Raw genomic sequence first — 25,559 nt, forward strand, 5'->3', positions numbered from 1 at the left:
CAAAGTCATGCGAACAGGAGAACGAGGACAGAGATGCTCAACGAGTTCAAGGATTTCATCGCCAAGGGCAATGTCATGGACATGGCCGTCGGTATCATCATCGGTGCGGCCTTTACCGCGATCGTCACGTCGCTCGTCGACGATCTGATCAACCCGATCATTTCGCTGTTCACTGGCGGCATCGACTTTTCCGGTCTCGGCTTCCGGCTGAGCGAAGGCGAAGAGGGTGCGGTGTTCGCCTATGGCAACTTCATCATGGCGATCATCAACTTCCTGATCATCGCCTGGGTCGTTTTCATGCTGGTGAAAATGGTGAACCGCGTGAAGGCCGCCGCAGAGAAGCCGGACGACGTCGCGCCCGAAGTGGATACCGGCCCGTCCGAGAAGGACCTGCTGGTCGAGATCCGCGACGCCCTGAAGAAGTGACGCGCGCAGGACAAACGAAAAGGCCCGCCGATGCGGCGGGCCTTTTTTTTGTTGCGGCGCGGGTCCTGGTTAGGCCGCCAGCGCCTGTTCGGCGGCGATCGTTTCGATGCCGAGCGCCTCGCCGACGGCGGCATAGGTCAGCTTGCCGGCATGGACGTTGAGTCCGTTCAAGAGATGCGGGTCATCGGCGCAGGCCTGCTTCCAGCCCTTGTCGGCGAGGTCGAGCATGAACGGCATCGTCGCGTTGCCGAGCGCGATGGTCGAGGTGCGGGCAACGGCGCCCGGCATGTTGGCCACGCAATAGTGCATGATCCCGTCGACTTCGTAGATAGGGTCCTGATGCGTCGTCGCCTTGGAGGTCTCGAAGCAGCCACCCTGGTCGATCGCAACGTCGACAAGCGCCGCGCCCGGCTTCATGATCGAGAGCTGCCTGCGCGTCACGAGCTTGGGTGCCGCCGCGCCGGGGATCAGGACCGCGCCGATCACCATGTCGGCGAGCGGCAGCAATTCGGCCAGGAGGCCGGCGGAGGAATAGCCGGTCTTGAACTGGCCGCCGAAGACGTCGTCGAGGTAGCGCAGACGCGTCAGCGACCGGTCGAGCACGGTGACATCCGCGCCCATGCCTGCGGCGATCTTGGCCGCGTGGGTGCCGACGACGCCGCCGCCGATGACGATGACGCGGGCGGGCCCGACGCCCGGCACGCCACCCATCAGGACACCGCGGCCGCCATTGGCCTTTTGCAGAGTCCACGCGCCGACCTGTGGCGCGAGCCGGCCCGCGACCTCGGACATCGGCGCGAGAAGCGGCAGGCCGCCCGCGCGGTCGGTCACCGTTTCATAGGCGATGGCGGTGACGCCGCTTGCCAGAAGGTCCTTCGTCTGTTCCGGGTCCGGCGCGAGGTGGAGATAGGTGAACAGGATCTGATCCTTGCGCAGCTTCTTGCGCTCCACCGCCTGAGGTTCCTTCACCTTCACGACCATGTCGGCCTGAGCGAAGACCTCGTCGGCCGACGGCAGGATCTTTGCGCCGACCGCGAGATAGTCGTCGTCGGAGAAGCCCGCGCCGAGGCCGGCGGCGGTCTCGATCACGACCTCATGGCCATGCGCGACGGCCTCGCCGGCCGCGTTCGGCGTCACGCCGACGCGAAACTCTTGCGGCTTGATTTCCTTGGGGCATCCGATCTTCATAGTGTCCTCCCGCAACATTCCATCCCATAGGATGCGCGAGGCCGCATGAAATTGCTTTGAGATTTGGCTGGCCAAAGTGGCTAAGTTGCGCGATGTATTCGGCATATCCACCAGTTATTCGAAGAAAGTTGCACGATATTGGATTTGGACGCTACAGACCGCCGCATCCTCACCGTCCTGCAGAAGCAGGGCCGCGTCACTAACGCCGAATTGTCGGAGCGTGTGAACCTCTCGCCTTCGGCCTGTCACCGGCGGGTCCAGAGGCTCGAGGAGGAGGGCTTCATCGACGGCTTCGTGGCGCTTCTGAACGCGCGCAAGCTGAAGCGTCCGACGACGGTCTTCGTCGAGATTACGCTCTCGGGCCAGGCAGACGAGGTGCTGGAGGCGTTCGAGAGGGCGGTGAAGCTGGTGCCCGATATCCTCGAATGCCACCTGATGGCGGGATCGGCCGACTATCTGTTGAAGGTCGTGGCCGAGGATACCGAGGACTTCGCCCGCATCCACCGCCAGTTCTTAGCGCGCCTGCCGGGTGTGGCACAGATGCACTCGTCCTTCGCGCTGAGAACGGTCCGGCAGACGACGGCGATCCCGGTCTGATCGGTCAGCCGCGGAGCCCTGTTTCTTCCAGCAGACCCATGCGCTTGGCCTCGTAGTAATAGCCCTTGGCGTACCACATCACCGCCCGGTCGCGGTTGCCGCGCGCCACAAGCCAGGCGCCGCGAAGGTACTTGACGGCGTAACGCAGATTGGTGTCGGCATCGAGCAGGCCGGAGGGCGATCCGCGATAGCCCATCGTGCGGGCGGTCTGAGGATGGATCTGCATCAGCCCGTAGTAGGGCCCGTTCCGCGCCGCCGGGTTGTACATGCTTTCGCGCTGGACGACGCGGTGCACGAGGTCCTCGGGCACGTCGTAGAACCGGGCGTGCCGGGTGATGAGCCGGTTCATTTCTGCCGGGCCGCCGGCACGGGCGCGCGCCGGTTCGCGCCGTGCACAGGCGGCGGGAAGGGCGGCGAGGAGAAAGAGTGCGCTGCGGCGGGTCAGTTGTGTCATGGGCCCCTCCTTGGACGGCCTCTGGATAACCGACGCCGAGAGTGCCGAAAAGAGGCGGAGGCGGCTTCCGCGCTCCGATAGGCGAAAACGGGCGTTTGGTATATCATTCGTGCCCTGAGGTGCTCGGCGCGGAGGCGCCGATAAAACGGGGGTTAGGCATGTCTTACGTTGACTGGGAAATCCGCGGCCCGAAGATCGGGGGATGCAGCTGTGACTACGGCTGCCCCTGCGAATTCAATGGCCGTCCAAGCCAGGGCTTCTGCCAGGGGCTCGAAGCGCATCTCATCGAGAAGGGCCATTTCGACGACGTCCCGCTCGACGGGCTCGTCGTGGCGGCGTGGTACCGCTGGCCCGGCGCGGTGCACGAGGGCAAGGGCGAGGCGCAAGGCTTCATCGACAAGCGTGCGAACTCGGAGCAGGTCGAGGCGCTGAGCAAGATTCTCGGCGGGGAGGAGCAGGAGCCGACGACGCTGTTCAACATCTACGGCTCGACGATCGAGAAGGAGCACGATCCGATATTCGAGGAGATCGACTTCAAGTGTGACATGGCCGCACGCACCGGATCATTCCGTATCGGCGATCTGTTGCGGCTCGACATCGATCCGATCCGCAACCCGGTGACCGGCAAGCCGCACCGGGCGAGGATCGTGCTGCCCGAGGGGTTCGAATTCAGCGAGGCCGAGATGGGCAGCGCAGATCTGCGCGTCAGGATCGAAGGAATCGCGGAATTCGGCCACGAGAAATGCTACGGCGCGCTGTTTTACGGCGCCTACGGGCCGCATGGGATCATCCGCGACGCGGCGTGACGGGCTGGGGCCGATGATCGAAGGCATTGAGGGGCTGGCACGGAACCGGCAGCCGGTGCTGCTGCTCTCGCTCGCGGCAATCTTCGCGGCCGCGCTCGCGTGGGTGATAGGCGGCGCGGGAATGGGCATGGACACCTGGGACATGACCCGCATGGCGCTGTTTCCGCATAGTCTCGGGGGCGAGGTCGATGCCGGTCTGGCGATGCCCGGCTGGAGCCTGGGTCATCTCGGGCTGGCGACGCTCATGTGGTGGGCCATGATGATCGGGATGATGCTGCCGAGCGCGCTGCCGATGATCTTGCTCCATGCCCGAGTTTCGGTGAGGGGCGCGTCGCGCGGGCACCCGATGCAGGCCGCGCCGGGCTGCTTCGCGGCGGGATATCTGACGGTGTGGCTCGGATTTTCGCTGGTGGCGGCGCTTCTGCAGTTCGGGCTGGTCCAGGGGCGGTTCATCTCGGGGATGATGCTGTGGTCGAACAGCCGCTGGCTAAGCGCGGCGCTGCTGGCGCTCGCGGCGGTCTACCAGTTCTCGGCGTTGAAGCATCGCTGCCTCGCCGAATGCCGCGCCCCGGCGGAGTTCCTTGCGCGGCACTGGCGGAACGGGGCCGGCGGAGCCTTCGTCATGGGGCTGAGGCACGGGGCGTTCTGCACCGGATGCTGCTGGGCGCTGATGCTGCTCCTGTTCGTGGGCGGAGTGATGAACCTGCTGTGGATCGCCGCCCTGGCCGCAATTGTTCTGGTCGAGAAACTTGCGCCGTCCGGCGCCCTGCTCGGGCGGATTGGCGGCGTCCTGCTGCTGACCTGGGCGGGCGCCACGCTCGTTGTGTGACCGGCCAACGAAAAACCCCCGGAAGCCAGGCTTCGGGGGTTCAACGTCTTCGCGGGGCACGCCCCGCCAGCAGTTCCGGTCGCCTCAGAGCGCGCCTTCGCGCTGGGCCTTCTTGCGCGCCAGTTTGCGGGCGCGGCGGATGGCCTCGGCCTTTTCGCGGGCACGCTTGACGGAGGGCTTCTCGAAATGCTGCCGAAGCTTCATTTCGCGGAACACCCCTTCGCGCTGAAGTTTCTTCTTCAGAGCCCGAAGCGCCTGTTCGACATTGTTGTCGCGAACGCTGACCTGCATGTGGTTGTCACCACCTTCCTAAGTTAGAGTTGCAATCAGTTGCAGGAAGCGCCCCTATATCAAAGCGGGACGCACTTGTCTACAAGGGTAATTTGGAGGCAAGGCCATGGAAAACAAGGGTTTGGACATCGCTCACGCCAAGGAGCGGCTGCTGGATGCGGCGCTCGGCCACGTCACATTCGACGGCTGGTCGGAAACCACGTTCCGCGCCGCGGCGGAGGAGGCGGGCGTCGCGCCGGAGCTTGCCCGCCTGATCTGCCCGCGCGGCGCGCTCGACCTCGCGGTCGGCTATCACATGTGGGGCGACGCGGCGATGCGCGACCGGCTGAAGGAGGCCGATCTCGCGGGGCAGCGCTTTCGCGACAGGGTCGCGCGGGCGGTGCGGCTGAGGCTGGAGGCCGGCGACCGCGAGATCGTGCGGCGGGGCGCGGCCTTGTTCGCCCTGCCGCAGAACGCGCCTGCGGGCGCGTCGCTCGTCTGGGGCACGGCGGATGCGATCTGGACCGCGCTCGGCGACACGTCGGACGACATCAACTGGTATTCGAAACGCGCGACGCTTTCGGCGGTCTATTCCGCCGTCGTGCTCTTCTGGCTCGGCGACGAGAGCGAGGGGAATGCCGCGACCTGGGAGTTCCTCGACCGGCGGATCGAGGACGTGATGCGGATCGAGAAGTTCAAGGCGCAGATGCGGGACGCCCCGGTCCTCGGCCGGGTCCTCGAAGGGCCGCTGAGGGTGCTCGGGCGGATCAGGGCGCCGTCAGGTGCGCCCGATGACCTGCCGGGACGGGTAACGGACGAGGAAAAGGCATGACACTGCCCAAGGCGATGCGCGCCGTCGGCATCACGAAGCCAGGCGGCCCCGAGGTCCTGCAGATCGGCGATGTCGCGGTGCCCGAGCCGGGGCCGGGACAGATCCTGATCGAGGTCGCCTGGGCGGGCGTCAACCGGCCCGATGCGCTGCAGCGCGCGGGGTCCTATGCGCCGCCGCCCTCGGCCTCGCCGCTGCCGGGGCTTGAGGCGGCGGGCCGGATCGCCGCGCTTGGGCCGGACGTGTCGGGCTGGGCAATAGGCGACGCGGTGACGGCGCTTCTGCCCGGCGGCGGCTACGCGGAATATGCCGTGACACCCGCCGCCCATGCGCTGCCGGTGCCAGAGGGCTTGGACCTGCGCGAAGCCGCCTGCCTGCCCGAGACCTGCTACACCGTCTGGTCCAACGTCTTCATGCGAGGGCAGCTGAAGGCGGGCGAGATCTTCCTCGTCCACGGCGGGTCCTCCGGCATCGGCACGACCGCGATCCAGATCGCGCGGGCGCTTGGCACGCGGGTCTTCACGACCGCGGGCTCGGCCGAGAAGTGCAAGGTGTGCGAGGATCTTGGCGCCGAACGCGCGATCAACTACCGCGAGGAGGATTTCGTCGCCGTCCTGAAGCGCGAGGGTGGGGCCGACGTGATCCTCGACATGGTGGGCGGCGACTACATCCCGCGCAACCTGAAGGCGCTCGCCGAGGATGGGCGGCTGGTGCAGATCGCCTTTCTCGGTGGCCCCGAGCTCACGGTGAACTTCGCTCCGATGATGGTGAAGCGCCAGACGATCACCGGTTCGACGCTCCGGCCGCAAAGCGACTTGGCCAAGGCGCGCATCGCCGAGGAACTGCGCGTCCATGTCTGGCCGCTGATCGACGCCGGGAGGCTGGCCCCGGTGATGGATTCCGAGTTCCCGCTGGCCGAGGCCGCCGAGGCGCACCGGCGGATCGAGAGTTCGGGCCATATCGGCAAGATCGTGCTGAAAGTGCGCTGAGCCGCGCCTGTGGCATTTCGCCCGTGCACAGCGTTCGGAATCACTCTATGCTGCGCCGCAGCATCAATGCTGGGGGTCACATGTCCGGTAAGGTCGTCTCCGTCGTGCAGCAGAAGGGCGGGTCAGGCAAGACCACGCTGGCCGTCAATCTCGCCGTCACCTGCGCGCGGCGCGGCATGTCGGTCGCGCTGCTCGACACCGACCCGCAGGGGTCGCTCGGGCGCTGGTTCATGACGCGGCGCGAGCGTTTGGGCGAGGCGGGGATGGACTTTACAACCTCCTCGGCCTGGGGCGTGTCCTACGAATGCGAGAAGCTGAAGCGCGAAGTCGATCTGGTGATCGTCGACACGCCGCCCAAGGTCGATGCCGACCTGCGACCCGCGCTGCGCGAGTCCGACCTCGTGCTGGTGCCGGTTGCGTCAAGCCATGTCGATCTCTGGGCGACCGAAGGTGTGCTCGACCTCGCCGCGCGCGAGGGGCGGCAGGCCTGGCTCGTTCTCAACCGGACCCGGGCGGGAACGCGTGTGGGCGAGGATGTGGCGCGGGCGGCGGCAGAGCTGACGGCGGGCGTGGCCGCCGCGCGACTCGCCAACCGCGTCGTCTATGCCGAGACGCTGGGCCAGGGGCTCGGCGCGGCGGAGGCGGGGCAGAAGGCCGTGCGGGTCGAGGTCGATGCCTTCACGGACGAGGTTCTGGGGCTGCTTGCCGACTGACCCGTCCGGAGGCTGCCGGCCCGGATCGGCGGTTTACAAAGCCCCCGTGGCGGCGCGATAGTCGAGGTGGAACGCGCGCGCCCGGAGGAGAGCCATGCCGAATATTTCCAGCGATTTCAGCGGCCAGACCGTGATCACCACCTTCGAGATGACGCCCGGCACCGCGCAGGATCTGATGGACGCGCTGAAGGACGCCTACGAGAAGTTCATCCGTCACCAGCCGGGCTTCATCGGCGCCGGGCTCCATATGAACGACGCCCAGACCCGGATCGCGAACTATTCGCAATGGCGCGATCGGGAGGACTTCAAGGCGATGCTGCGGACCGAGGAGATGCGCGAGAGGAACCGACAGATGGCGGCGCTCTGTTCGCGGTTCGAGCCGGTCATGTACGAGGTCTCGGCCGCATTCTGAGGCGCCTGCAAATTGTCGGCGGTGCGTATGGCACGCGTATGGCATCCGTCCCGACATCCGGCCCGGCAGGGTTCGGCCGCCGGGTTTGATCCCGGCGCGGTCCGACCCCATATCGGGTCCGACGCGAGATAGATGGAGAGAACCCGATGCTATGTCCGGTGGACGGAACCACGCTTCAGATGACCGAGCGGCAGGGGGTCGAGATCGACTACTGCCCGCAATGCCGGGGAGTGTGGCTCGATCGTGGCGAGCTCGACAAGATCATCGACCGCTCGACGCCCGCTGTGGCGCTGGAGGAGCCGGGACGGGAGAGCCTGCGCCGCGAATTGAAGGAGATGCGCGACGAAGGGCGCCGGCACGAGGATCGGGACGACGACGAGCGGGACCGGTATCGTCACGGCAAGCCCTACAGGAAGCGCAAGAGCTTCCTGAGCGAGATCTTCGACTTCGACTGAACGGGTCGCGGGCGTGTCTGTCGTGGGAGCTGGCGCGGCTTCAGCCCTGAACGCGGATCAGGAGCACCATCGACAACAACGCGCAGCCGATGCCGGCAACTTCGCGGGCGCGGATCTGCTCGCCGAAATGGGTCGCGCCGATCAGGCAGATCGCAAGAAGCGTGAACATCGAATAGGCCACGCCGCCCTGTGCCAGTGTCACATGGCGCATTGCGAAGTACCAAAGCACGCCGGACAGCGCGTACAGGAGCGCGCCGAGGACCGCCGGGCGCGAGTTGAGCGGCAGGCCAGTGTCGGCGGCGTGTTTCAGGGAAACGTCCCCCGCGATGACGATGAGCGCGGTCAAGAATGCGAAGGCATAGCCGTAAAACATGCTGAGCATGGCGCTGCTCCGGGCTTGAAAAGCTTCAATCAATCGGCTGGCTGCCCGGAAATCGCCGGGCGATGCGTCAGTCTGCCGACCCGGGCGGGGATGCGGCAAGTCGGGTATTCGTGACTTTAATTCGGGGAATGCGGGGGCCCGCGTCTGCGCGGTGCGGGGCCGAGATAGGCGAAGCGGTAGGCGCGCCCGTCACCGCCCGCGCCGCCGAGAATGTTGCCGCGCGTGACCCAGAGAGGGTTCGCCGCCGCGCCTGGGACGTCCAACTCGGCACCGGCCGCCCAGCCCCGCGGGAAGAAATACGTGTTGGCGACGGAGTGTTCGAGGTCAAGGAGGACGAGCCCGGTGATCGGCCGGAGGATGGCGAGGATCTTGCCCGCCGTGGTGCGCGCCGCGAAGGTCAGCCAGATGGTTAGGCAGACGAGAGCGTTGCAGAGAGCGGCGCGAATGAACCCCCTAAAGGCTGGCAGCGAAGCATTGGCCGAGGCGATCGCCGCCGCCGTGGCGCCCATCGAGCCGTCAAAGAGTCCCACGAGGCCGAAGGCCACGGCCAGCGCGCCCACGGTTTCCATGAGCCGGGCGATCTCGGCCGGTCATAGGCGTCGCCGAGGGCGGGCAGCTCGGTCATGTGCCGAAGGGTAACGGATGTGGCGGCAGGGGGAAGCGGGCAGAGGTGGGCTATTCCGCCGCGCCTGGCGCTTCGCAGCGATAGGGCGTGCCGTCGGAGAGACGGCAGAGCGCGTCGAAGTACCCTTCGGGGAGCGGTTCGTAGCTTCTGAGCTTCTTCGTCTTGTCAAGCCGGTCGAGATAGGCCGAGCAGGCGGCGATCCGGTAGGTCTCGACCCGCCAGGGCGAGTCAAACCAGCGGGCGAACGCCTCTGCCACGGCATCTTCGGGGCGCGTGCCGCTGGCGATCGCGCGTTCGAAGGTTGCGGCGACATCGGCATATTCGGGCATCACGCGGACGGCGTCCCAGGCCTCGGGCCGTCCCGCTTTGGCGAGTCGCCAGGCATAGTAGGTGGCGATGGCCTGCGCGTCGGCTTCGACCATGTAGGTGAAAAGTTCCATCGCGCCCAGGTCGTAGTCGATGGTGGGGCAGTAGCCGAGATCGTATTGCACGAGATGCCTCAGCTCGTGAATGAGGATCAAGAGCCGCTGGCCGAAATCGAGATCGGAGCGGAGCGCGATCAGGTTCGCCTCGACCTCGAGGGAGCCCCGCGCGGGGCTTGGCCGGTCCTCCTCGCAGATCGCGGTTCGGCTGGCTTTCAATACGTTGAGCAGCGGGTCGGGCGCCGGTTCGAGCGCCGCGATCGCCGAGATGAGGTCGCGGGCCGAGGTTTGGGCCGGGGTCGCGGCGTCCGTATAGGGCGGCAGAAGGCAGAGATCGGCGGCGCGGGAGTTCCAATGGATCGGCGGCTCCGCCCGGGCGGGCAGGGCGGAGACGAGGACGAGCACGGCAGCGCGGAGCATGCCGGGAGAGTAGTGCGGAAAGGCGCGCGGGGGGAAGGGGGACGAATCCCCCCGTCCCGTCGTGGTAGGGGCCCGCTTCTGGCGGGCAGGAAGGACGGGTGCGTACGGACACGCACCCGAGGTCGTCACGCCGGGTCAGGCTGCCCGCGTGCCGTCGTGGTGGCTACGTAGAGACCAGGCCGAAAGCGCGAGCGTCAGGATGCCGGTCGCGACGAAGTTCCACGTCGCGGCGAAGGCGCTGGCATCCGCGACCGCCGACAGGGCGGCGAAGCCCAGGACCCACGGCGAGATCACGAGCCACACGCCGATGGCCATGTCGGCCCATTCCTCCCAATCGCGGAATTCGACGATCGCCATGATGGCCATCCCGGCGATGATCACGCCGAACAGAACCGCGTTCCAGAACGCCGCCGGCAGCACGGCGAAGCCGAGAAGCCAGGGCGAGAGGAACAGCCAGACGCCGAGCACAAGGCAGAGGCCATCCTGCCAGCTCTCGGTTGCTTTCTTGAAGAAGTTTGTCATTGCATACCCCTCCTATGAGCGGTCCGCGTCGACGGTGGCCCGCCGAGGCGAGACCCCGCTGGCAACCTCGTTTGAGGATGCCAGCGCAAGAAGGAATCTAGGCAAGGGACCCAGGATTTCAAGGGATTGCGGCGATGTGGCCGGGCCGCATGGCGCCAAACGCTCCGGGCTGGCCCCGCCCGCGCCGATGCCGCGGACGGTGGGTGAAACAGCGCGCGGAGCCTACTCGTTCACCCGCAGGATCGACGCGATTGGGCCGATGCCGCTGTCGGCCGCGCCGGTATAAATGATCTTGACCGCGTCCCCGGCGGAGAGATCGGGCGAAAGCTCCGTCTTTTCGCCGAAGGTCCAGATGGTCTTGTCGTCGAGGACGATGATCCTGTCGACCCGGTCATAGGCGATGATCGTGCCGGAGGTCTCGTCGGCGATGGCCGGCGCGGCGAAGGTTGCAAGGGCGAGGGCGAGGAGGGGAAGACGCATGGCCATGGTTCCTGAGCGCGACCGCGGAGTGCGGACCGAACGGAAATAGGGCGGCGCCGGGGCGACCGCAAGTGGCCTTCGTGGTGAAGATCCGACCCCCGGCGGCACCGCGCCGATCGGTCAGTGCGGGTGGGAGAGGACCGGCACGCAATGGACCGGTGAAGGATGGCCCGAAAACTGTGAGATGGAGGGGTGGGTCCCCGGTACCGCCATCGGTCCGAAGAGTGGGTCCGGCGAAGGGAATGGTCTGCCAGAGCGCCACCGGTTTTCTGCCATGAAGGGGCCATGTTGTCCGGCTACTGCGTGCGCATGGCGATCCGGCGGGATATCGAAGGGCGCGAGACCGCGCGGTCCGGCACGCGCAGGCGCCGGAGCATGGCGGGGTTTCTCGCCTCCGCGATCGTCAAGCTCTGCGCGATCCCGATTGTCGCTGCCAGCGTCTCGGTGTCGCTTTACATCCGCACGAGCCCCTATCGGCCGACCGAGGCGCTGATCCATCTCGTCGCGATGGCTGGCTGCCCGGCGGCGGCGGCGATCGGCATTCCCGAGGCGCGCGAGGGCGAGCCCGGCTATCACGCCCGCAACGATCCCGACGGCGACGGCGTCGCCTGCGGCGCGGCGCGGGGCGATCCTCTGCCGGGGGCGACGGTCCGGGACAGCACGCGGCAGGTCGGCGGGGCGAAGTTCGTGCGCCCGAAACCCGCCGGGGGCGGGTAGCGGAGCCGTCCCGGCGAGGGGATCCCCCGAGGCAGCATCAGAGGTGCGCGGCAGTTGTGCTATGCTCGGGAGAGTGATTGCTCACTGGAGGCTGCCATGTCCTGGAAGATCACTCCCAATATCGCCGCCGAACTCATCGCCCACGAAGGCATCGTCCGGGAAGCCTACAAGGATTCCGTCGGCGTCTGGACGTGGAGCGTGGGGGTCACGTCTGCGTCCGGCCACAAGGTCTGGCCCCGCTACGTCGACAATCCTCAGACCCTGAAGAGATGCTTCGAGGTCTTCGAATGGCTGGTGCGGAACAAGTATCTGCCGCCCGTGAAGCGGGCCTTCGCCGGACACATACTTTCGGAGGCGCAGCTCGGTGCGGCGCTGTCCTTTCACTACAACACCGGCGGGATCGAGCGTGCGTCCTGGGTCAAGAAGTGGAAGGAAGGCGACGTCGCCGGAGCGCGGCAGGCGATCATGAACTGGAGCCGCCCGCCGGAGATCATTCCGCGCCGCAGGAAGGAACAGGCGCTGTTCTTCAACGGTGTCTGGTCGAATGACGGGTTCGGAACGGAATACGGCGTGAGGAAACCGGCCTACACGCCCGACTGGTCGAGCGCCCGGCGGGTGCAGATCAAGGAGACCCTGGACGAGCTGTTCGGCCCATAGGCGCACGGGCGCGCGGTTGCGAGGCAGATCACGATCTGGCCGGAATTTTCCGCCGCCTGAAAGCCGCGGCGGTGGAGTTTGGCCATGAAGCGGTCCATGCCTGCGAAGCGTTCGATGTCGCGCGCCTTGCGGCGGATCACGGTGCCTCTTGCACCGCTTTCGATGCAAAGAGGGCCGTAGCGTGCGTGATTTCACGCGCCTATTGGCAGGAGATGGTGCGTGCGAGCACGCATCCTACACTTCGCTGAACGGGATCTTCGAATTCGATTGAGGACGGGGGGCGGTTCGCGCTCGCCCTACTGCCCCCGCGTCGAGGCGATGGCGGTGATCTCCGTCGTCGCGGGCGGGCTGGCGAAGGTCGGGCCGACGGTGTCGCGGTAGGTCGCGAAGGCGGCGGAGTTCAGGAAGGCCTGTTTCCGCGCGTCGTCGGGGAATTCGAGGATGCCGACGAACTCCGTGGGCTCGGCGGTGGCGAAGCAGCTGTAGTGGAGGCCGTCGATACCTTCGGATCTGAGCCCCGCAACAAGCGCCCGCATCGCGGCTTTCTGGGCGTCGTGGCTGTCGGCGGAGGCGAGGGTGTAGCGGACGAGAAGGCTCATGGTCGGGTCCTTTCGGGTGGCATGGGACGATTAGGAACCGGAAAGGGGCAGGAGGCAAGGGGTGTGAAACCCGCGCGATTTCACGCCTGAAAGAACGTGTAAGGCTCTGAAAATGTGTGCGTTCGGATTTTTCGCTAAGGATATTTTGGGGGAATTTCGCAGTCTCAACGCGGTGGTTGGTGGGTGATCCCGCACCTTCGCGTGAAACCGGCCATTCTGCTCTTGTCATGCGTTCTGGATGCCGGTGAGACGGGGGAGCCGAAATCCTGCAAGGATTTCGGGGCCGCTTTCTTTTCAAGAAAGCGGTGACTCCACGTCATGGGCGGGTCAGCCCGCGGACGGGGGCTCGGTTGCAGAAGATGATGATTTGGCCGGAGTTTTCCGCCGCCTGGAAGCCGCGGCGGTGAATCTCGGCCATGAAGCGCTCCATGCCGACGAAGCGTTCGATGTCGCGCGCTTTGCGGCGGATCACGGCGCCCTCCTGCACCGCTTTCGAGGCGAAGAGGTCCTTCAGCCAGACCTCGGGCGAGAGAGGGGAGTTCCGGTTCCGCATGGGCGGAGGATTGGTGCGGGTTGGTTAAAGGTAGTTTAAGACAGGCGTTCAAGCCGCCGGGGCACGGTGGGTGAAACCGCGCCGAGGCGCGGAACGACCTACCCTACGCTTGCTTGCTTACTTGCAGTGGCCCCTCCCCGATTACCGCCAGTATTCGGTTCTCCAGTTTCTGTGCGAGTTCTTCAGGCGTTGCCCACGTTATGTGGTTGTATTGACGAGTATCAAAGTGCACCTGACTAATTAAATCTTCTCTGCAAGTCCATATCACTGGAATGCTGAGACCGTACGCGAATCCGGCTTCAAAATATACACCACCTCGTGGCTTGTTGGGTTCAGACGTAAAATCCGCTACGACAAACCTAGATCTCCTAATTTCCGCAATTATTCGGTCATCGATCTTTCCTACATGCTCAACATCGTCGATTCGGATAGCTTGATAGCCACATCGTTCGATAGCAGGCTTAATACCCATAGTGAAGGTATCTTTCATTTCGGGAGAAAACCACATCGCAACAAACGCGCGATGCGATTCACGATTTTCACCCTCTAGTTTATCGAGACGTAAATGTCCTTTTGGTGATAAACGGATGCCTTGGGAGAAGCTTCCTACACCTGAAGCGGGCTTGCTCTTGAACTCTGTCCATTCGTTGGAATGGCAATATTCGGAGAGGAATTGGACCTCCGATGCATCCGCTGAGCCCGTCCATGCAAGGAATTCATCGCGAATAGTATGCTCCGTATCTAGCCTCACGTATTCACCAACTTTCCCAGATTTTCTGCGGAGATATCGCAAAAGATTATCCGCTCGCTCCGAGACCGATTTCGCTCTCGTTTTTGTCTTTATTTCCTTGAGCGTGCTGCTGTCTATTTTGGGAACACTGACCCCCAAGCGTCGTTGTTCCACGAGCCAGTCGGTAAGTGCAACCTTTGCCTCATCTGGCCAGCTATGCACGCTCGTTTCTGAGGTTCCGCTAATCCAATACTCGCCACCGGCGCGAGGAGAGTTTACGATTTTGGAATCTGCTAGATACTCGACATCAAGCAGCCTTGTTCCCCAAAGTGGGCACGCGTCAACCGACATTATAGCCCCCTCCGCCGCTTCCCACCCCGCTGCCCGGCTCTCCCCGCCGTCGACCGCCCGGCCTTGACGCCGGACGCCTCCACCGCCTCCTCGACCGCCGATTGCCGGGCGAGGGGATCGTCGGCGACGGCGAGCTCCACGGCCTCCAGCCGCTTGATCTCGTCGCGGATGCGCGCGGCCTCCTCGAATTCCAGGTTCTCCGCCGCTTTCCGCATATGGGTGCGGAGCCCGTCGAGATGGGCCTGGAGGTTCGCGCCGACCATGGGTTTCTCGACCTTCGCGGTCACGCGGTTCATGTCCACGTCGCCCTTGTAGAGGCCGGAGAGGATGTCCTCGACGTTCTTCTTGATCGTCGCGGGGGTGATGCCGTGCGCCTCGTTATAAGCGACCTGCTTTTCGCGCCGCCGGTTGGTCTCGGCCAGCGCGCGCTCCATCGAGCCGGTTACGCGGTCGGCGTACATGATGACGCGGCCTTCGGCGTTCCGCGCGGCGCGGCCGATGGTCTGGATGAGCGAGGTTTCCGACCGCAGGAAGCCCTCCTTGTCGGCGTCGAGGATGGCCACCAGCCCGCATTCGGGGATGTCGAGCCCCTCGCGCAGGAGGTTGATGCCGACGAGGACGTCGAAGGCTCCCAATCGAAGATCGCGCAGGATCTCGATCCGTTCGATCGTGTCGATGTCGGAATGCATGTAGCGCACGCGGATGCCCTGTTCGTGCATGTATTCGGTGAGGTCCTCGGCCATGCGCTTGGTGAGCGTGGTGACGAGGGTGCGGAAGCCCTTGGCGGCGACCTGGCGGACTTCGTCCAAGAGGTCGTCGACCTGCATCTCGACGGGGCGGATCTCGACCTGGGGGTCGAGAAGGCCCGTAGGGCGGATGACCTGTTCGGTGAAGACGCCGCCGGTCTGCTCCAGTTCCCACGACTGCGGGGTGGCGGAGACGAAGACGGATTGCGGGCGCATCGCGTCCCATTCCTCGAATTTCAGGGGCCGGTTGTCCATGCAGGAGGGGAGCCGGAAGCCGTGTTCGGCCAGCGTGAACTTGCGCCGGTAGTCGCCCTTGTACATGCCGCCGATCTGGGGGACGGAGACGTGGCTTTCGTCGGCGAAGACGATGGCGTGGTCGGGAATGAACTCGAAGAGCGTGGGCGGCGGTTCGCCGGGCGCGCGGCCGGTGAGGTAGCGGGAATAGTTCTCGATCCCCGCGCAGGAGCCGGTGGCCTCCAGCATCTCAAGATCGAAGTTGCAGCGCTGCTCAAGCCGCTGGGCTTCGAGGAGCTTGCCTTCGTCGTGGAGCTGCTTGAGGCGGAGCGCCAGTTCCTTGCGGATGCCGTGGATGGCTTGCTGCAGCGTCGGGCGCGGGGTGACGTAGTGGGAATTCGCGTAGATGCGGATCTTGTCGAACGTGTCGGTCTTGGCTCCGGTCAGGGGGTCGAATTCGGTGATGCCTTCCAGTTCCTCGCCGAAGAACGAAAACCGCCAGGCGCGGTCCTCGAGGTGGGCGGGCCAGAGGTCGACGGTGTCGCCCTTCACGCGGAAGCTGCCGCGCTGGAAGGCGGCGTCCTGACGGCGGTATTGTTGGGCGACGAGATCGGCGAGGAACTTCCGCTGTTCGTAAAGCTTGCCCACCGCCATGTCCTGCGTCATGGCCGAATAGGTCTCGACCGAGCCGATGCCGTAGATGCAGGAGACCGAGGCGACGATGATCACGTCGTCGCGTTCGAGAAGGGCGCGGGTGGCTGAGTGGCGCATCCGGTCGATCTGCTCGTTGATCTGGGATTCCTTCTCGATATAGGTGTCCGAGCGCGGGACATAGGCCTCGGGCTGGTAGTAGTCGTAGTAGCTGACGAAGTACTCGACGGAGTTTTCCGGGAAGAACGACTTGAACTCGCCGTAGAGCTGGGCGGCGAGGGTCTTGTTGGGCGCGAGGATGATGGCCGGGCGCTGGGTTTCCTCGATCACCTTGGCCATGGTGTAGGTCTTGCCGGTGCCGGTCGCGCCCAGCAGGACCTGGTCGCGCTCGCCCGCGTTCACGCCCTGGCTCAGCTCCGCGATCGCGGTGGGCTGGTCGCCGGCCGGCGCGAAGTCGGTCTTCATGACGAATCGGCGGCCGCCTTCGAGCTTGGGCCGCGTCAGCACCTCGGGCCGGTGCATCGGCATGTTGGTGTTGTTGTGGGGCATGGTGATTCCTTCTGGCCCTTGAGATTTGATCTGTTTTTGTTCCGGTTCAAGGCGAATGCGCCCGAGAACCGTTTCGCCGGCGGAAACGAACGGATTCGGGGCGTCGCTTTGTCGGGCGCATGGAAAAAGTGCATCCGGCGCGCGAATTTGGACAACTTTGAGTTGTATTTGTGTTGTCGAAGCTCTAGTCTGATCCGGCAAGCAGCAACTGACTGCCGGTCGCGGCACCCACCCAGCCACCACCCACCCTTGCTCCCAGAGCACCGACCGGCAGTCAGCCTTGCATGTCCAGGACTTCCCTGATCCAGCCGCCAAGCCGTTCCCGTCCGCTCAGCGGGGCTTTGCAGACTTTGAAGCCGTTGCCGTCGATGACCGTACTTCAGGTAAGCATCCAATTGAGAGAGACTTGTGGAGCTTCCCCTGTGGCACGAAGAAGCCGTTAATTTCCGTCAAGTAGACCGACTGTGTTGCCCTCGGGGTCAGAGAACTCCAAATAGCGCAAGGTGTCGAAACCTTCGACCTTAACCGGCTCGGGCAACTCGATTCCCGCGTCTGACAGGCGTTCAATCTGAGCGTCGAGGTCCGGGACGTGCAGCGTCACGGTTGTGCGACTTTGTTCCTCGGAACTATCGAGAACCTGAAACAAAACGTCATCCGTGAGAACCCATTCGTGGCAAGACGGCATCGGCTCGCGGTCCCAGCGTCGGCCAATCAGCTTCGCCCACCAGTTGGATTGGGCGGCGAAATCGGCCGCGTTGATACTTAGGAAAACATGATTGATATTCATGGTTCCAAGCCTCCGCTCTCGGGCCGCTGGCAGTGGAAGAACCAGCGTGGCCAACGAAGGGTTCCATGCTTCATAGTGGAGAACGGGCGCGTTGCTCGTCTCTTGTAAGCGGATATTCGTTCATCTGGCAGGATCAGGCTTAGTGGGCTCCAAGGCGCTGAGCCGTCGCCGACAATCCCGCCCGACGCCGCCAAGGCCCTTGCGAAGGCCAGCGCGTTTCGGGATAAGGGGCCGAAGCCAGACGGAGTACGTCCATGCGCGCGCGCATCTATCAGCCGTCCCGCAATGCCATGCAGTCGGGAACCGCGAAGACCCGTCAGTGGATACTGGATTTCGCGCCGGCCGAGGCGCGCGAGGTCGATCCGCTCATGGGCTGGACCGGTTCGGGCGACACGCAGGCGCAGGTCCGGCTGAGATTCGACAGCCGCGCGGCGGCCGAGGACTATGCCCGCACGCACGGCATCGACTACGTGCTGGCCGAACCCCAACAGCGCCGGCTCAACATCCGCCCGCGCGGCTACGGCGAGAACTTCGCGACCGACCGCCGCAGCCCCTGGACGCACTGACCGCCCGTCGCGTCGGGCGCTTGCGCATTGGAGACAAGAGGATTTCCCATGTCCCTTGCATTTCGCGCCGGGACGGCGCTTTCCCTGTTCATCGCGTCCGGGCCGGCCTTTTCGGAGCCGGCCACGCCCGAGGGCGCGACGCGTCTGAAAGAGCTGTTTCAGACCTATCTCGGCAACACGCCTGACGTGATCACCGTCACCCCGGGCGGAGAGAACTACCGCGCGGTCGTCGATCCCAACCCCTTCTTCGCGCTGGGTGCGGAGGCGGGGCTGACGGGGACCGTGACGCCGATGACGCTGACCTTGACCGACCAGGGCGGCGGCAAATGGGGCGTCGAGCAGGACGAACCCTTCGCCTTGACCATCGACGTGCCCGACGTGTTCAGTCTTGACCTCAGGATCGCTCAGTCGCGCTGGAGCGGCGTTTTCGACGAGGCGCTGATCGCCTTCGAGCAGGCGGAGGCGGAAATCTCGGGCATGCGTTTGGAGGAAACCTTCGCCGAGCCCGGCGGGCCCAAGATGTCGATCACCTATGCAATCGACGAAATGAGCTACGTCTCGCGCGCGACGGCCGCCATGGGTGGCGGCGTCGACGCGACGATGGACTACAAGGTCTCGGGGATCGTCGAGACGATCTCCTCGGCACCCAATCCCGACATGCCGATCCCGGTCAGCGCGACCTTCACCATCGACAGCTACGACGCGGCGGGCGAGGTGAAGGGGATGAGGACGCAAGGTCTTTACGCGCTGCTGTCATGGTTTGTCGCCCATCCGTCGGAAGAGGAAATCGAGGCCGATCTCGCGGGGACTTCGGACGCCATCGCAGCGGCGCTGCCGATCTTCGAGGCGCTGCACCTTTCCGGCACGTTCGACAATCTCGACGTCGTGACACCCTTCGGCGCGGGCGGTGCGGATGCCGGCCGCTTCGACATCGACCTGAACGGCGTCGTCGGCGAGGGGCGCCTGCGCGAGATGGTCGCGTTGCAGGGTCTCAGGCTGCCCGAGGAACTCATGCCGGACTGGGTGCCGCAACTTCTGCCCGATGAGGTGACGCTGGATTTCGCGGTATCCGGTTTCGACCTCGCCGCGCCGGCCGCCATGCTTCTCGAGGCGATGGCCGAAAACAAGGAACCCGACGACGCAAGGCAGGCCGAAATTCTGCGGGCGCTTCTCCCTGACGGCAAGCTCCACGTGACCTTCGGGCCGGCGGGCGCAGCGTCGGATATCTACGATGTTGATATCGAGGCCGAGATCGTCGCCGGCCCCGCGGACGAGCCTGCGGGGTCCGCCTTCATCTCGGCAGGCGGAATCGAAGCGGTGCTCGAGGCGCTGAACGATGCGCCGGACGACGTTCGCCAGGGGGCGGTGCCCGCAATCATGATGATGCGCGGCATCGCCAAGCCCGAGGAGGGCGGTCGCTACAGCTGGGACGTCGAATTTGCGGGCGAGAAGAAGGTTCTGGTCAACGGCATCGACCTGACCGCGCTGTCCAAGGGGCAGTGAGCGGCGTGATCATCCGGCCCGAAAGCCCGCTGTCGGCCGATCTCGCGCTGCTGATGGGGCGGCACAGCGCCGACATGCATTCGGCCGACGCGCCGCCCGAGAGCATGCATATGCTGGACGCGGGCGCGCTGGCCGGGCCGGGGATCGACTTCTTCGTCATGCGCGAAGGGGATCGGCCGATCGGCATGGGGGCGCTGAAACGGATCGACGCGCGCCACGCCGAGATCAAGTCCATGCACGTGCTGGCAGAACTCCGGGGCCGGGGTCTGGCGCGCGCGATGCTCGACCACCTGATCGCCGAGGCGCGGATGGCAGGCTACCAGCGCTTGAGCCTCGAGACCGGGGCGCAGGCCGTATTTCTCGCGGCGCGAGAGCTTTACACGCGGGCGGGGTTCAAGGAATGCCCGCCGTTCGAGGGCTACAAGCCGGACCCGCATTCGGTCTTCATGACGCGGGAATTGGGCTGAGGCTGCTCAGTCGCCGATGCTCATGGCAAGCACCTGGCTGATCTCGGTCAGACTACGGCCGGATTGCCGGTTCCACGCGTTGAAGGCGCTCTGTACGGCGGCGAGATCGCGCTTCGACGTGGGCGCCTTGTCGACGACGCCCTCTGCGATGAGGCGCGCGGTGACGTCCTTCGACAGGACGAATGCCGGCTTGCCCATGACGCGCAGGACCCGCTGGCCCGTCGCTCCGCCCAGCCGGGACCCGCGTTTCGACAAAAGGTCGAGCAGGCCGACATAATCCTTGTCCGGCCAGTCCGCGAAGAACCGCGCGGCCGTGCCGTATTCGCGCGCGAGATCCGTGAGGAAGACCGCGTTGGAGATGACGGCGGAAAGTTTTGCGCCGTTTCGGACGACGCCCTTGTCGGCGAGCAGCCGGTCAAGCTCGGCATCGCCGTAAAGCGCCACGCGGGAGGGCTCGAAACCCTCGAAGGCGGACTCGAACCCGTCCCATTTCGCCTCTATCACTTTCCAGTTGAACCCGGCCTGAAAGATGCTTTTCGCCATCGTGGACAGCCAGCGGTCGTCGGTGGTCTGCACAATCTCTTCGGGCGCGAGTGGCTTGGTCAGCCGCGCTTCCACTGCCGCCGCGCCTTTTCGCTTTGCGGCGATGGCGTAGATTTCCGTGAAGCTACGCATTGGCATTCTCCGGGGTCCTTGAGGGCGATGCCTGGGCCGAAGCGAAGTATATCCTGACAGGCCAGTATATCCAGACGCGCGAGCCTTGCGTGGGTGACCTCTCAGCCGGTAAAGGGAAGGAAGCGGTCCCGTAGCTCAACTGGATAGAGCAGCTGACTTCTAATCAGCAGGTTGAGGGTTCGAGTCCTTCCGGGATCGCCAAAACTTTCAATTACTTACATAGTCGAGCGCTGTCGCGCTTATTTTCTAGGTAAGCGCAGGGTAAGCAACTGCGTCGATTTTCCCGTTGATTTCCCGTTCCGGCTGTCCGAGCGTTCGGGGCAACAGGGAGGAGTTCATGGGCCATATTCGGCTCGGGACGTTGCCGCGCTCAAAGAAGTGGCGGGACGTCATCGATATCCTGGAATCGGGCGCGGATGTTCTCGCGGTGGCCGAAGCGGCGGCGCGCGCGTCGGAATTGGATCTCGACCGGGCCTCCGATGACCCGCGGTTCCAGTTCATCGCGCGCCTCATGGTCCAATTGCCGCTCCTGGCGCGCGCTCCAGGGTTTCCCTCTGCGCTGGAAGACCTCGGGGCGGGACCAAATGCGCTGCAGTCCATACCCGACCTGCTTGTCGGACTGAACCGGATCATCGAGCAGAACACGTTCGAGGCCGGCCGATCCTCGGATCCCGGAGAATTGGCGCGGCTCGCATTGGTCGAAACGCTCTCCGCCCATCTCACCGACCGGCTGCCTTCCCTCTTCGCGCCGGAGCCCACGGAGATCCGTCGCGCCCTCGCCGCGTTCGCCGGTGGACAGGCGTTTGCCAGTCTTGCCCGGGACTTCTTCGCCCGGCTGACCTACCGGTCGCTCGACTATTATCTCAGCCGAGAACTCGCGAACCACACCGGGCCAGGACGCCGCTTTTCCACAGATGCCGACCGTACGGCATTCCAACGGGCGCTTGCTACGCACGTGTTCGAGGCGTCGCGGATCGTGGAGGCCTTCGCCGCGGGCTGGTATGGCAAGACCGTCTGGAGGGACCAGAAGCTCAACCAGGAGGAAATCAACCGCTTCACGCGGTATGCCTTCAGCAAGATGAGATCCGAGCTTGGGCGCCGCCGCGCCGCCGCCTGAGCACCGGGTCCGGTGTCTGGGGCATGTCGCGGGGCCGCGGCGGGGCGAGCGACTCACGTTCGAGATCGACGGTGAGACCCGCCATGCCACCCTTCGCATCGGGCAACTGACGAAGGAACTGGCTGCCAGCCTGCCCGCAAAGACCCTCGACCTCCTCGACCTCGCGACCCTCGTCTACGCGGTCGACGCGGCGGTCCGTCGTGGTGGAACTGCGGATCAGCGCATGGGCGCGAAGTGGTATCGCCGCTTCCTGATCGAAATGCCGGTGCGCGACCTCGCTGCCTGGAGTGATTTCGACTTGAAGCGTGAACTCGAAGAGATGCTCCTCTTCCTGTCCGGCGACCGCTTCGAGTTTGCATTCCGCGCGACGGAAGACCTGGTGCAGACCGCTTCGCCCTTCTTCAGATTCGGCCCGGACGAAGGCTGGAGACCAGACCGTGTGTTGATGTTCTCGGGCGGCCTAGATTCCTTCGCGGGCGCTCTCGAGGAGATCGTGGATCACGGCAACCGGGTCGCCCTCATCAGTCACTTTTCGTCGACCAAGATCGCGCCGATCCAGCGTGACCTTGTTGCCGCATTGAAAGATGGCCTCGGAAAGAACATGGCACGGCACTTTCCCGTGCAGATCCAGCTCGGCAAGGGAACAAACCTGGAGGGCACGCACCGCACGCGTTCGTTCCTCTTCGCCGCGCTTGGCACCGTTGTTGCCCTTGCGTTCAACCGCGACCGCGTTTCCTTCCACGAGAACGGCATCGTCAGTCTCAACCTCGCACCTGTCGCCAACGTCCTCGGCACCCGTGCCTCCCGGACGACGCATCCGCAGGCGCTGGACCGGTTCACCTCGTTCTTCGGCCAATTGGTCGGGACAGGCATGCGGATCGACAACCCGTTCTTCTGGAAGACCAAGACCGACGTTCTCTTGACGATCAGCCGGCTGAAGATGGCGGACCAGATCGCGCACACGCGCAGCTGCGCCGACGTTCACAACCAGACGATTCAACACGTGCATTGCGGGCGCTGCTCCCAGTGCATCGACCGCAGGTTCGCCGTTCTTGCCGCGGGCCTGGAACGGTTCGACCCGGCCGAGGCCTATCGCATCGACCTGTTGACCGGGGAACGGAATGCCGTACAGGACCGAGAGATGGCGCTCTCCTACCTGCGCAACGCGATCGAGGCAGAGTTTACGACGCCTATTTCACTCCTCGCGAGCCATCCGGAGATCGTCGCGGCGATCACCCATGTCGGCGAGCCGACTGCTCCGGCGCTGGACAGGATCGTGGCACTGCTCAATCGTCATGGCCGGGCGGTTGCGGATGTGATCCAGAGCGCGACAGACCGGCGCCCGCCGTCGGACTTCCCGGCGGACAGCCTTCCCAACCTCTTCGGCGACATCCGACGCGCGCAAATGAGTGCGTATCCACCACTCGGCGCTGACCGTAGCACAGAAGCCGCGCAGCCGCGGTTCGTCACCCTTGTCTTCGACGACGAGCGGAAGCGACTTAGTATCGAGGATCGGATCGACATTGGATCGGGCGCGACCTACCGCCTGCTTCGCGCGCTCGCGGAGTATCACCTGGCGGCGGCAGGCAAAGGACTCGACCCGTTCGACTATCCAATGATCGCAGCACAGAAGCTGGCCCACAAACTCGCCGTTGCCTCTGATGAGCATGTCCGCAAGTCTGTCATGCGGGCCAGAACCCTTCTGGCGAAACGTTTCGCTTCGGCGCAGCTGGACCCAGAGCTCGGGCGAGGTGTCATCGAGAACAATCCTTGGCGCGGATACCGGCTCGATCCACAGCTTGTGGCCGTGCGCCTCGGGTCGCTGGACATGGGCTGACGGACTAGTCTCGCTCTATAAGATCGCAACCCTCGTCATTATCGGGTTGACGGAAACGTGCCAGGAGTTCCAGTTGCCGACCGGATGACACCGTTCCGTAGGAGCGCAACGTCGTCAGCACGTCGTCATGGGCCATATTCTGAGACCAGGCCTTGATCTGTTCCGGCGTGCGGCAGTGCTCGTTCGCAAGTTCGACGATCGTGTCTCGGACGCGATGTGGCGAGTAGGGTGGCAGACTTGCCGCAGCGAAAGCACGCTTGAAGATCTGCGCTGCCGAGGATGGGCCCGCCCAGCGCTCTCGTGTGATGCCGAGCACCTCGAACTGCCCTGAGGGTCCGACACGGACAAGGGTTTTGGGGAATAGCGGGTCGGAGTCGCCAAACCGATGAACGGCCTTCAGTTCACTAATCCAGTCGCGGACGATCTCTTCGATCTCGGTGCCGATCGGAAAGAACCCCGTTGTGAAACTCTTGCCGAACTTCGTGTCGACGTCGCGACCATCGAACTGGACGCAGGCGTTCCGCAAATCGACATGTCCGAGCCGAAGAGAAATGGCCGCACTCTCGCGCGAGGCGGTCAGGAACAGGAAGGCGACGAGTGCACGATCGCGGCGCTGAATGACCGTGTCGGCGGGCATGCCGGACACGACATGGCGCGCGTCGGCCGGAGACGGATGCGGCTTCCAAAGGCCTAAGCGGCGCGCCACTTCGGACTTGCGCTCCGGAGTCAGGAACTCCGCGTCGGCATGGCTGATCTTCGAGCGATAGCCAGGCTGATCGGCGAGCCAGTGAAAGAATGCCTTCACGTCGCGCAGGATGCTGCCAACCGTCGCCGAAGAGAGCTTCGCCCCGGTGCGGGCATGGCGCTGTGAGGCCAGATGTCGTTTGAAACCTCGGGCGCGCTCGGAATGAAAGGCGCGGAAGTCGGCCTTGCCGAGATAGTCCTCGTAGGCGGAGATCGCAGCGGCCGCCTTGTCAATGGAGGCTGGCGACAGGCCCTTCGCATCCTGCAGCCAGACGAGGTACTTGCGCTTGATGCGCAGGTTCTCAGAGATGCGCTTTGACATGGGTTTGAGCCTCCCTTTCGAAGGTGACATTTGAGCGGGGATCGGTCTGGGACACTAATCTCGGGTTCGCCTGTTGAACTGTGACCTCCAGTTTGGCGCGGATCGCCTCGAGATCTGCGCGCCGGACCACCTTGTGCATCAGCGATCCGCAAGTGGGGCAGAGCGCTATCAGCATGCCGGTGGCCGTCGTTTGCTGGGTGTAGTCCGCCATCCGCCCAGCCGGCTCCCGCGGCTGTTTACAGCCGAGGCAGTAGAGGTGGTGCAGGGCCAGACGCTGGCGCGTTCGCGCTCGTCTTACACCAAGGAAGTTCTTCAGGTCATCGCCGCGGATGAGCCAGGGCCGTTTCGATTGATCCGCCACGAGCCCCTTGTCCTTGATCCAGCGGATCACGGTCTGGCGGTGGACGCCCAGCGCCTCCGCGGCCTCCCAGACGGTATAGATCCGGTGGCGCTTGATAGATGATCCGTTCGCGCGCCGTGCCATCACAACCGCTCCTTGGGAATGGGACCGGAGGTGTTGCGGCAGACCTGTCCCGCCTCGAACGTCTCTATCTCCGCCTCGTCATAGAGAACACGGGCGCCAATCTTGAGAAAGCGTGGTCCTTTGCCGAGCCAGCGCCACTGTTCCAACGTCCGGGGCGAGATCTGCCACCGCGCCGCCAACTGCTCCTGAGTCATCTTGGACATGACCGTTTCCTTGCTTCTGTGCGGCCCGATCGGGTTCGGGTCGCTTCGTGAGACAAGGATCGGGTTCGAAGGGTCTGAAGTATGTGGACAAGACTTAGGAAGGCGGGACCTGTACGGCCCGTAACACACTGAAATATAACGGCCCTATTCCTAAGAACGGGACATCTTGTTCCATCTTTGGGGCAATCGAAATCTCGGGCATGAAACACCAGATCCCAATGCATATTCAAAATGCTGCCGAGAAAACC

Annotated in this window: 33 protein-coding genes and 1 tRNA gene; 17 read left to right on the forward strand and 17 right to left on the reverse strand. The window is 64.6% G+C overall.

All coding sequences use genetic code 11. From position 1 onward, the window contains the following. Window positions 1-33: 33 nt before the first annotated feature. Window positions 34-426, forward strand: coding sequence for a large-conductance mechanosensitive channel protein MscL (gene mscL, locus DEA8626_RS16800; protein ID WP_108854373.1), 393 nt, complete (start codon window positions 34-36; stop codon window positions 424-426). A gap of 69 nt (window positions 427-495) precedes the next feature. On the opposite strand, the gene ald is transcribed toward mscL, so the two are convergent. Continuing rightward, entirely contained in the window at window positions 496-1,614 is a 1,119-nt protein-coding gene (gene ald / locus DEA8626_RS16805) for an alanine dehydrogenase (RefSeq protein WP_108854374.1), read from the reverse strand. 138 nt (window positions 1,615-1,752) lie between these two features. Here ald and DEA8626_RS16810 point away from each other — a divergent pair, with 138 nt between their 5' ends. Beyond that, a complete protein-coding gene (locus DEA8626_RS16810; protein WP_108854375.1) occupies window positions 1,753-2,211 on the forward strand; it encodes an Lrp/AsnC family transcriptional regulator in 459 nt (152 codons plus the stop codon). Window positions 2,212-2,215: 4 nt separating this feature from the next. Here DEA8626_RS16810 and DEA8626_RS16815 read toward each other — a convergent pair whose 3' ends face one another. Further along, window positions 2,216-2,665 carry a lytic transglycosylase domain-containing protein gene (locus tag DEA8626_RS16815; protein WP_108854376.1) on the reverse strand — a complete coding sequence of 150 codons (450 nt, stop codon included), beginning with the start codon at window positions 2,663-2,665 and terminating at the stop codon, window positions 2,216-2,218. Window positions 2,666-2,823: 158 nt separating this feature from the next. Between DEA8626_RS16815 and DEA8626_RS16820 the strand changes: the two genes are divergently transcribed. Together DEA8626_RS16820 and DEA8626_RS16825 are read left to right on the forward strand one after the other, a co-directional pair. Continuing rightward, complete coding sequence (locus DEA8626_RS16820) at window positions 2,824-3,471, forward strand: DUF1326 domain-containing protein (protein ID WP_108854377.1); 648 nt, start codon at window positions 2,824-2,826, stop codon at window positions 3,469-3,471. A 13-nt stretch (window positions 3,472-3,484) separates the two neighbouring features. Then, window positions 3,485-4,300, forward strand: a complete 816-nt coding sequence (locus DEA8626_RS16825) for a DUF2182 domain-containing protein (RefSeq protein ID WP_108854378.1) — start codon at window positions 3,485-3,487, stop codon at window positions 4,298-4,300. A gap of 84 nt (window positions 4,301-4,384) precedes the next feature. Here DEA8626_RS16825 and rpsU read toward each other — a convergent pair whose 3' ends face one another. Next, window positions 4,385-4,591: a 30S ribosomal protein S21 gene (gene rpsU, locus DEA8626_RS16830; protein WP_108854379.1), complete on the reverse strand. Its 207-nt coding sequence runs from the start codon at window positions 4,589-4,591 to the stop codon at window positions 4,385-4,387. Window positions 4,592-4,697: 106 nt separating this feature from the next. On the opposite strand from rpsU, the gene DEA8626_RS16835 reads away from it, so the two are divergent. From DEA8626_RS16835 to DEA8626_RS16855, 5 genes are all read left to right on the forward strand, one after another. Continuing rightward, on the forward strand, window positions 4,698-5,402 hold the full coding sequence (locus DEA8626_RS16835; protein ID WP_108854380.1) for a COQ9 family protein: 705 nt from the start codon (window positions 4,698-4,700) through the stop codon (window positions 5,400-5,402). Continuing rightward, complete coding sequence (locus DEA8626_RS16840; protein WP_108854381.1) at window positions 5,399-6,388, forward strand: NAD(P)H-quinone oxidoreductase; 990 nt, start codon at window positions 5,399-5,401, stop codon at window positions 6,386-6,388. The genes DEA8626_RS16835 and DEA8626_RS16840 overlap by 4 nt, the downstream gene beginning before the upstream one ends. Window positions 6,389-6,468: 80 nt before the next feature. Beyond that, window positions 6,469-7,101: a ParA family partition ATPase gene (gene parA, locus DEA8626_RS16845; protein ID WP_108854676.1), complete on the forward strand. Its 633-nt coding sequence runs from the start codon at window positions 6,469-6,471 to the stop codon at window positions 7,099-7,101. A gap of 94 nt (window positions 7,102-7,195) precedes the next feature. Continuing rightward, window positions 7,196-7,513 (forward strand): antibiotic biosynthesis monooxygenase family protein, encoded by a 318-nt coding sequence (locus tag DEA8626_RS16850; protein ID WP_108854382.1) that lies wholly within the window; start codon window positions 7,196-7,198, stop codon window positions 7,511-7,513. A gap of 146 nt (window positions 7,514-7,659) precedes the next feature. Beyond that, complete coding sequence (locus DEA8626_RS16855) at window positions 7,660-7,968, forward strand: TFIIB-type zinc ribbon-containing protein (protein WP_108854383.1); 309 nt, start codon at window positions 7,660-7,662, stop codon at window positions 7,966-7,968. A gap of 40 nt (window positions 7,969-8,008) precedes the next feature. On the opposite strand, the gene DEA8626_RS16860 is transcribed toward DEA8626_RS16855, so the two are convergent. From DEA8626_RS16860 to DEA8626_RS16880, 5 genes are all read right to left on the reverse strand, one after another. Beyond that, window positions 8,009-8,350 (reverse strand): hypothetical protein, encoded by a 342-nt coding sequence (locus tag DEA8626_RS16860; RefSeq protein ID WP_108854384.1) that lies wholly within the window; start codon window positions 8,348-8,350, stop codon window positions 8,009-8,011. Between the two features lie 116 nt (window positions 8,351-8,466). Further along, window positions 8,467-8,919 carry a formate/nitrite transporter family protein gene (locus DEA8626_RS16865; protein ID WP_108854385.1) on the reverse strand — a complete coding sequence of 151 codons (453 nt, stop codon included), beginning with the start codon at window positions 8,917-8,919 and terminating at the stop codon, window positions 8,467-8,469. Between the two features lie 106 nt (window positions 8,920-9,025). Further along, complete coding sequence (locus DEA8626_RS16870; protein ID WP_108854386.1) at window positions 9,026-9,817, reverse strand: DUF6782 family putative metallopeptidase; 792 nt, start codon at window positions 9,815-9,817, stop codon at window positions 9,026-9,028. 135 nt (window positions 9,818-9,952) lie between these two features. After that, window positions 9,953-10,339, reverse strand: a complete 387-nt coding sequence (locus tag DEA8626_RS16875; protein WP_108854387.1) for an SPW repeat protein — start codon at window positions 10,337-10,339, stop codon at window positions 9,953-9,955. A 222-nt stretch (window positions 10,340-10,561) separates the two neighbouring features. Next, window positions 10,562-10,819, reverse strand: a complete 258-nt coding sequence (locus DEA8626_RS16880; protein WP_108854388.1) for a hypothetical protein — start codon at window positions 10,817-10,819, stop codon at window positions 10,562-10,564. A 285-nt stretch (window positions 10,820-11,104) separates the two neighbouring features. Between DEA8626_RS16880 and DEA8626_RS16885 the strand changes: the two genes are divergently transcribed. Both DEA8626_RS16885 and DEA8626_RS20895 read left to right on the forward strand, forming a co-directional pair. Further along, window positions 11,105-11,536: an excalibur calcium-binding domain-containing protein gene (locus tag DEA8626_RS16885; RefSeq protein WP_108854389.1), complete on the forward strand. Its 432-nt coding sequence runs from the start codon at window positions 11,105-11,107 to the stop codon at window positions 11,534-11,536. 96 nt (window positions 11,537-11,632) lie between these two features. After that, window positions 11,633-12,193 carry a lysozyme gene (locus DEA8626_RS20895; RefSeq protein WP_146188895.1) on the forward strand — a complete coding sequence of 187 codons (561 nt, stop codon included), beginning with the start codon at window positions 11,633-11,635 and terminating at the stop codon, window positions 12,191-12,193. A 296-nt stretch (window positions 12,194-12,489) separates the two neighbouring features. Here the strand turns inward: DEA8626_RS20895 and DEA8626_RS16895 are convergent, their stop codons facing one another. The 5 genes from DEA8626_RS16895 to DEA8626_RS16910 form a co-directional block, all read right to left on the reverse strand. Further along, window positions 12,490-12,792 carry a putative quinol monooxygenase gene (locus DEA8626_RS16895; protein WP_108854390.1) on the reverse strand — a complete coding sequence of 101 codons (303 nt, stop codon included), beginning with the start codon at window positions 12,790-12,792 and terminating at the stop codon, window positions 12,490-12,492. Window positions 12,793-13,108: 316 nt separating this feature from the next. Beyond that, window positions 13,109-13,345 carry an aspartate aminotransferase gene (locus DEA8626_RS16900; RefSeq protein WP_108854391.1) on the reverse strand — a complete coding sequence of 79 codons (237 nt, stop codon included), beginning with the start codon at window positions 13,343-13,345 and terminating at the stop codon, window positions 13,109-13,111. Window positions 13,346-13,448: 103 nt separating this feature from the next. Then, window positions 13,449-14,426, reverse strand: coding sequence for a TIR domain-containing protein (locus tag DEA8626_RS20900; RefSeq protein ID WP_146188896.1), 978 nt, complete (start codon window positions 14,424-14,426; stop codon window positions 13,449-13,451). After that, entirely contained in the window at window positions 14,426-16,606 is a 2,181-nt protein-coding gene (gene uvrB, locus DEA8626_RS16905; protein WP_108854392.1) for an excinuclease ABC subunit UvrB, read from the reverse strand. Before uvrB ends, DEA8626_RS20900 begins: the two co-directional genes overlap by 1 nt. Before the next feature lie 439 nt (window positions 16,607-17,045). Next, window positions 17,046-17,393 carry a VOC family protein gene (locus DEA8626_RS16910; RefSeq protein ID WP_108854393.1) on the reverse strand — a complete coding sequence of 116 codons (348 nt, stop codon included), beginning with the start codon at window positions 17,391-17,393 and terminating at the stop codon, window positions 17,046-17,048. 254 nt (window positions 17,394-17,647) lie between these two features. Here DEA8626_RS16910 and DEA8626_RS16915 point away from each other — a divergent pair, with 254 nt between their 5' ends. Genes DEA8626_RS16915 through DEA8626_RS16925 form a run of 3 tightly spaced genes read left to right on the forward strand, consistent with a single transcriptional unit; the run spans window position 17,648 to window position 19,929 of the window. After that, a complete protein-coding gene (locus DEA8626_RS16915) occupies window positions 17,648-17,959 on the forward strand; it encodes an ETC complex I subunit (RefSeq protein WP_108854394.1) in 312 nt (103 codons plus the stop codon). A gap of 48 nt (window positions 17,960-18,007) precedes the next feature. Further along, window positions 18,008-19,462 (forward strand): hypothetical protein, encoded by a 1,455-nt coding sequence (locus tag DEA8626_RS21140; protein ID WP_181366500.1) that lies wholly within the window; start codon window positions 18,008-18,010, stop codon window positions 19,460-19,462. Then, complete coding sequence (locus DEA8626_RS16925; protein ID WP_438502445.1) at window positions 19,459-19,929, forward strand: GNAT family N-acetyltransferase; 471 nt, start codon at window positions 19,459-19,461, stop codon at window positions 19,927-19,929. Before DEA8626_RS21140 ends, DEA8626_RS16925 begins: the two co-directional genes overlap by 4 nt. Before the next feature lie 6 nt (window positions 19,930-19,935). Here the strand turns inward: DEA8626_RS16925 and DEA8626_RS16930 are convergent, their stop codons facing one another. Next, complete coding sequence (locus DEA8626_RS16930) at window positions 19,936-20,604, reverse strand: DNA-3-methyladenine glycosylase I (RefSeq protein ID WP_108854395.1); 669 nt, start codon at window positions 20,602-20,604, stop codon at window positions 19,936-19,938. A gap of 124 nt (window positions 20,605-20,728) precedes the next feature. On the opposite strand from DEA8626_RS16930, the gene DEA8626_RS16935 reads away from it, so the two are divergent. The 3 genes from DEA8626_RS16935 (at window position 20,729) to DEA8626_RS16945 (ending at window position 23,558) form a co-directional block, all read left to right on the forward strand. Then, window positions 20,729-20,805: transfer RNA gene (locus DEA8626_RS16935), tRNA-Arg, on the forward strand. 136 nt (window positions 20,806-20,941) lie between these two features. After that, window positions 20,942-21,721, forward strand: coding sequence for a hypothetical protein (locus DEA8626_RS16940; protein WP_108854396.1), 780 nt, complete (start codon window positions 20,942-20,944; stop codon window positions 21,719-21,721). Next, the gene (locus DEA8626_RS16945) at window positions 21,696-23,558 is read left to right on the forward strand and encodes a 7-cyano-7-deazaguanine synthase (RefSeq protein WP_108854397.1); all 1,863 of its coding nucleotides are present in this window, start codon (window positions 21,696-21,698) and stop codon (window positions 23,556-23,558) included. Before DEA8626_RS16940 ends, DEA8626_RS16945 begins: the two co-directional genes overlap by 26 nt. Before the next feature lie 4 nt (window positions 23,559-23,562). On the opposite strand, the gene DEA8626_RS16950 is transcribed toward DEA8626_RS16945, so the two are convergent. The 3 genes from DEA8626_RS16950 to DEA8626_RS16960 are packed head-to-tail and all read right to left on the reverse strand — an operon-like array spanning window position 23,563 to window position 25,311. Then, window positions 23,563-24,624, reverse strand: coding sequence for a tyrosine-type recombinase/integrase (locus DEA8626_RS16950; RefSeq protein ID WP_108854398.1), 1,062 nt, complete (start codon window positions 24,622-24,624; stop codon window positions 23,563-23,565). Then, window positions 24,605-25,108 (reverse strand): helix-turn-helix domain-containing protein, encoded by a 504-nt coding sequence (locus DEA8626_RS16955; protein ID WP_108854399.1) that lies wholly within the window; start codon window positions 25,106-25,108, stop codon window positions 24,605-24,607. Before DEA8626_RS16955 ends, DEA8626_RS16950 begins: the two co-directional genes overlap by 20 nt. Continuing rightward, window positions 25,108-25,311, reverse strand: a complete 204-nt coding sequence (locus DEA8626_RS16960) for a helix-turn-helix domain-containing protein (RefSeq protein ID WP_108854400.1) — start codon at window positions 25,309-25,311, stop codon at window positions 25,108-25,110. The genes DEA8626_RS16955 and DEA8626_RS16960 overlap by 1 nt, the downstream gene beginning before the upstream one ends. Between the last annotated feature and the right edge of the window lie 248 nt (window positions 25,312-25,559).

It is taken from the genome of Defluviimonas aquaemixtae (assembly GCF_900302475.1).
Lineage (GTDB): Bacteria > Pseudomonadota > Alphaproteobacteria > Rhodobacterales > Rhodobacteraceae > Albidovulum > Albidovulum aquaemixtae.